Here is a 4456-nt window from a genome sequence, read left to right as displayed (position 1 = left end):
TGGGCCAGGGCGGCATGCGCGCTGCGCTGGTGCTGCGCGACAACGTGCGCAACCGCAGCCGCATCGAAAAGGCCTACCGGCGCGCCATTGGCGCCGCGCGCCACGAGATCATCATCGCGAACGCGTATTTCCTGCCCGGTGGCAAGCTGCGACGGGCCCTGGTTCTGGCCGCACGCCGCGGTGTGCGGGTGCGGCTCTTGCTGCAGGGGCGCTATGAATATTTCATGCAGTACCACGCAGCGCGACCGGTGTACGGGGCGCTGCTGGCGGCGGGGGTGGAAATCCATGAATACGAGCCGAGCTTTCTGCACGCCAAGGTCGCGGTGATCGACGCCCAGGGCGACAGGCCCTGGGCCACCGTGGGTTCGTCCAACCTCGACCCCCTGAGCCTGCTGCTGGCGCGCGAAGCCAATGTGGTGGTCGAGGATGCCGCCTTTGCCACCGATCTGCGCCAGCGCCTCGTGCATGCCATGCAGCATGCGGGGCGGCGCATGGACCCTGCCCGTTACGCAGGGCGGCCGCTGCGCCAGCGGGTGCTCGACCGCGTGGCCTTCGGCCTGATGCGCCTGGCGCTGTGGGTCACCGGCAACAGGTACTGACCAGGCATGCGCTGTTTGCTATTGAAAAAATAGCTTAATGCGCTTGCCAGGCAAGCGCTTGAGCCCTAAATCCCTTTGAATTCCCAGGTGGGCATTCGCTGGTAGGATGCAGCCATGTCCAGTCAACCAGTTGCCGATATGACGCCCATTCCGCCGGATGAAGGCACGCCTGTTTCCGTGAAGATCCGCGAGCGCATTGCCGCCGCGCGCAAGCGCTTCAACGCCAACGACAACATCGCCGAGTTCATCGAACCGGGCGAGCTGGAGCAGCTGCTCGACGAGGTCGAGGTGAAGATGCAGGGCGTACTCGACAGCATGGTCATCAACACCGCTGGCGATCACAACACCCACAACACCGCGCGCCGCGTGGCCAAGATGTACCTCAACGAGGTGTTCAAGGGCCGGTACGTGCAGGCGCCCCCCATCACCGAGTTTCCGAACGCCGAGCACCTCAACGAACTCATGATCGTGGGCCCGCTCACGGTGCGCAGCGCCTGCAGCCACCATTTCTGCCCCGTCATCGGCAAGATATGGATCGGCATCATGCCCAACGAGCACACCAACGTGATCGGTCTGTCGAAATACGCACGCATCGTCGACTGGATCATGGGCCGGCCGCAGATCCAGGAAGAAGCCGTGGTGCAACTGGCCGACCTGATCATGGAAAAAACCCAGCCCGATGGCCTGGCCATCGTGATGGAGGCCAGCCACTTCTGCATGTCCTGGCGCGGTGTGCGCGACATGGACAGCAAGATGATCAACTCCGTGATGCGCGGCGTGTTCCTCAAGGACAGCGCCCTGCGCCGCGAATTCCTCTCGCTCATTCCAGGAAAGAACTGACATGCTCGTACGCCTGCTTTATGCCAGCCGCGCGGTGGACACTTCGCCTGCCGCCATCGAGGCCATCCTCACCCAGTCGCGCCAGCACAACCCCGGTTGCGGCATCACGGGCATCCTGTGCTATGGCGGCGGGGTGTTCCTGCAGGCCATCGAAGGCGGACGCTCGGCGGTCAACGAGCTATATGGTCACATCCAGCGCGATCCGCGCCACCAGAACGTGGAACTGCTGCACTACGAAGAGATTGCCGAGCGGCGTTTTGGCGGCTGGACCATGGGGCAGGTGAACCTGTCCAAGATCAACCATTCCATCCTGCTCAAGTATTCCGAAAAACCCGAGTTGGACCCGTATGCGGTGTCGGGCAAGGTGTCGTTTGCGCTGCTGGAAGAATTGATGGCGACCGCCTCCATCATCGGCCGCGCCTGAAAAGTGGGGCGCTTGGCTACTGCGCGGCCACGTCTCGGGCCTGCGGTACTCGCCGCACGGGAGTGCGGCTGCGTTCCTCCACCCAAGCTGAGGCCGCTCGCTACGCCAATCACTCCCACTTTTTGTTGATGTTGTAGCAACTGACATCCATCAGCCGCAGCAGCCAATTGGCGCTGCGGCTTTTTGCATTCAAGCCGTTCCTTCTTCCCCGTGACCCTCACCGCCTTCGCCCTCATCATCCTGGCCGGTTTGATCCATGCCTGCTGGAACATCGCCGCCAAGAAGGCCGGGGGTGATGCGCGGTTCGCGTTCTTCACCTCCTTTTTGATGATGCTGTTCTGGGCACCGCTGGGCTGGTGGCTGGGGCGCGATGCCGTGCCGCGGTGGGGCGCGGTGGAGTGGGGCTTTGTGGTGGCCAGCGGGCTGCTGCACGTGGCGTACTACGTGATTCTGCTGCGCGGCTACCGCAAGGCCGATCTCACGGTGGTGTACCCGCTGGCGCGCGGCTCGGGGCCGCTGTTGTCGTCGCTGGTGGCCATCACGCTGCTGGGTGAGCAGATTTCCGCGCTGGGGGCCCTGGGCATCGTGGGCGTGGTGGGGGGCGTGTTCCTGATCGCTGGCGGTCCGGGCTTGCTGCGCGCGGCGCACGATCCGGCGGCGCGCCAGCGGGTGCACAAGGGCATGGCCTATGGCCTGCTTACCGGCGCCTTCATCGCCAGCTACACCGTGGTGGACGGCTATGCGGTCAAGGCCCTGCTGATGTCGCCCATCCTGGTGGACTACATGGGCAACTTCGTGCGCGTGGGGTTGCTGGCGCCCGTGGTGCTGCGCGACCTGCCCACCGCGCGTGTGCTGTGGCAGGCGCAGTGGCGCTTCGCCCTGCTGGTGGCGGTAGTGAGCCCAGTGGCCTATGTGCTGGTGCTGTATGCCATGCGCGAGGCGCCCATGTCGCACGTGGCGCCGGCGCGCGAGGTGTCGATGCTGTTCGCCGCGCTCATCGGCGGGCACCTGCTGGGCGAAGGCGACCGGCTGGCGCGCATTCTGGGAGCGCTGTGCATTGCCGCGGGCGTGACCGCGCTGGCGCTGGGGTAGGGGCCATGGCCGATTCTTCCGCACCCGTGTTGCTGGGCTGCGATTTCAGCAGCAGCCCCAGCCGGCGCAAGCCCGTGGTATTGGCGCTGGGCCGGCGCGAGGGCCTGCGTGTGCAGCTCACGGCGCTGGAGTGCTTTGACACGCTGGCCGCGTTCGGGCAATGGCTGGCGCAGCCGGGCGACTGGGTCGGAGGGTTCGATCTGCCTTTTGGCCTGCCGCGCGAACTGGTGCAGGCGCTGGGCTGGCCCGAGGACTGGCTGGCCTGCATGCAGCACTACCGCGGGCTCGGCCGCGACCAGATCCGCGCGCAGTTCGCGGCCTTCTGCCGAGCGCGGCCTGTGGGCGGCAAGTTCGCACACCGCGCCACCGATGGGCCTGCGGGGTCGAGCCCGTCGATGAAATGGGTGAATCCGCCCGTGGCCTACATGCTGCATGCCGGCGTGCCGCTGCTGCTGGATGCGGGCGCACACCTGCCCGGGCTGCACGCGGGCGATGCGCGGCGTGTGGCGCTGGAGGCCTATCCGGGCCTGCTGGCCCGGGAGATCCTGGCGCGCCGCAGCTACAAGAGTGACGACCGCGCCAAACAAACCCCCGACCGGCTGATCGCGCGCAATGACGTGGTCCATGCGCTGGAGATGGGCCAGACCCGCCTGGGCCTGCGGCTCAAGCTCAGTCATGCCCAGCGCGACGCGCTGGTTCAGGATGCCAGCGGCGACAGCCTCGACGCCGTGCTGTGCCTGATGCAAGCGGCCTGGGCACAGCAGCGCCACGCTGAGGGCGACGCGCTCTATGGCTTGCCCCAGCGGTTCGATGGCCTCGAAGGATGGATTGTTACCGCCTGATACATGCGCCCGGTACGCGCTTCACGGGGCCTTTCCACAATCGCGGCCACCTCTCCACTTGCGCCTGGTGCACATCCATATGTCTTTTCTTCGCCTGAACTTGCGTTCAACCGCCTGGTTGGTGGCCGCCATGGCCTTTTTGCTGGTGGCTTTCCAGGCGCCGGCCAGCGCCGGGCCCCTGCGTGACCGGCTTGCGCAGCGCGCCAACGACCGCGCCGCTGCAGAGGAGCTGGACGATGGCGTGCAGGAGGGCGGCGCCAGCCGCACCGCCATGCTGCCCGCGGGTGTGCGCTTGCTGCGCGACGTGGCCTATGGCCCGCAGCCTCGCCAGCGCATGGACGTGTACCTGCCCCCGCCTGGCGGGGGGACAAGGCTGCCGTGGTGTTCCTGGTGCACGGCGGGGGCTGGCGCCATGGTGACAAGGCCCACGAGCGCCTTGTGCAGAACAAGGTGGCGCGCTGGGTGCCACGGGGCGTGGTGCTGGTTTCGGTCAACTACCGCCTGTTGCCCGAGGCCGGCCCGGACGAGCAGTTGCGCGACGTTGCCCGTGCCTTGGCCACCGCCCAGCGCCAGGCGCCCGGCTGGGGCGCAGACCCGCAGCGCTTTCTGACCATGGGGCATTCGGCGGGCGCCCACCTGGTGGCCCTGCTGGCGGCGAC

At 66.8% G+C, this 4456-nt stretch carries 6 protein-coding genes; all 6 read left to right on the top strand.

The features are described from left to right. Positions 1-599: phospholipase D-like domain-containing protein (locus ACDELDRAFT_RS19555; RefSeq protein ID WP_040329963.1), on the top strand; the 599-nt coding region annotated here is incomplete at its 5' end. A 114-nt stretch (positions 600-713) separates the two neighbouring features. Beyond that, positions 714-1439 carry a GTP cyclohydrolase I gene (gene folE, locus ACDELDRAFT_RS19550; RefSeq protein ID WP_005799772.1) on the top strand — a complete coding sequence of 242 codons (726 nt, stop codon included), beginning with the start codon at positions 714-716 and terminating at the stop codon, positions 1437-1439. A gap of 1 nt (position 1440) precedes the next feature. Next, a complete protein-coding gene (locus tag ACDELDRAFT_RS19545) occupies positions 1441-1863 on the top strand; it encodes a BLUF domain-containing protein (protein ID WP_005799771.1) in 423 nt (140 codons plus the stop codon). A gap of 210 nt (positions 1864-2073) precedes the next feature. Beyond that, positions 2074-2955: a DMT family transporter gene (locus ACDELDRAFT_RS19540; protein ID WP_005799770.1), complete on the top strand. Its 882-nt coding sequence runs from the start codon at positions 2074-2076 to the stop codon at positions 2953-2955. Between the two features lie 5 nt (positions 2956-2960). After that, positions 2961-3797 (top strand): DUF429 domain-containing protein, encoded by an 837-nt coding sequence (locus tag ACDELDRAFT_RS19535; protein ID WP_005799769.1) that lies wholly within the window; start codon positions 2961-2963, stop codon positions 3795-3797. A 378-nt stretch (positions 3798-4175) separates the two neighbouring features. After that, positions 4176-4456 (top strand): alpha/beta hydrolase (locus ACDELDRAFT_RS25875; RefSeq protein ID WP_005799768.1); only part of this gene is annotated, 281 nt, incomplete at its 3' end.

The organism is Acidovorax delafieldii 2AN (genome assembly GCF_000175235.1).
In the GTDB taxonomy this organism is placed as follows: Bacteria; Pseudomonadota; Gammaproteobacteria; order Burkholderiales; family Burkholderiaceae_C; genus Acidovorax; species Acidovorax delafieldii_B.
The sequence above is the reverse complement of the archived record's forward strand: the minus strand, read 5'-3'. Positions and strand labels throughout refer to the sequence as shown.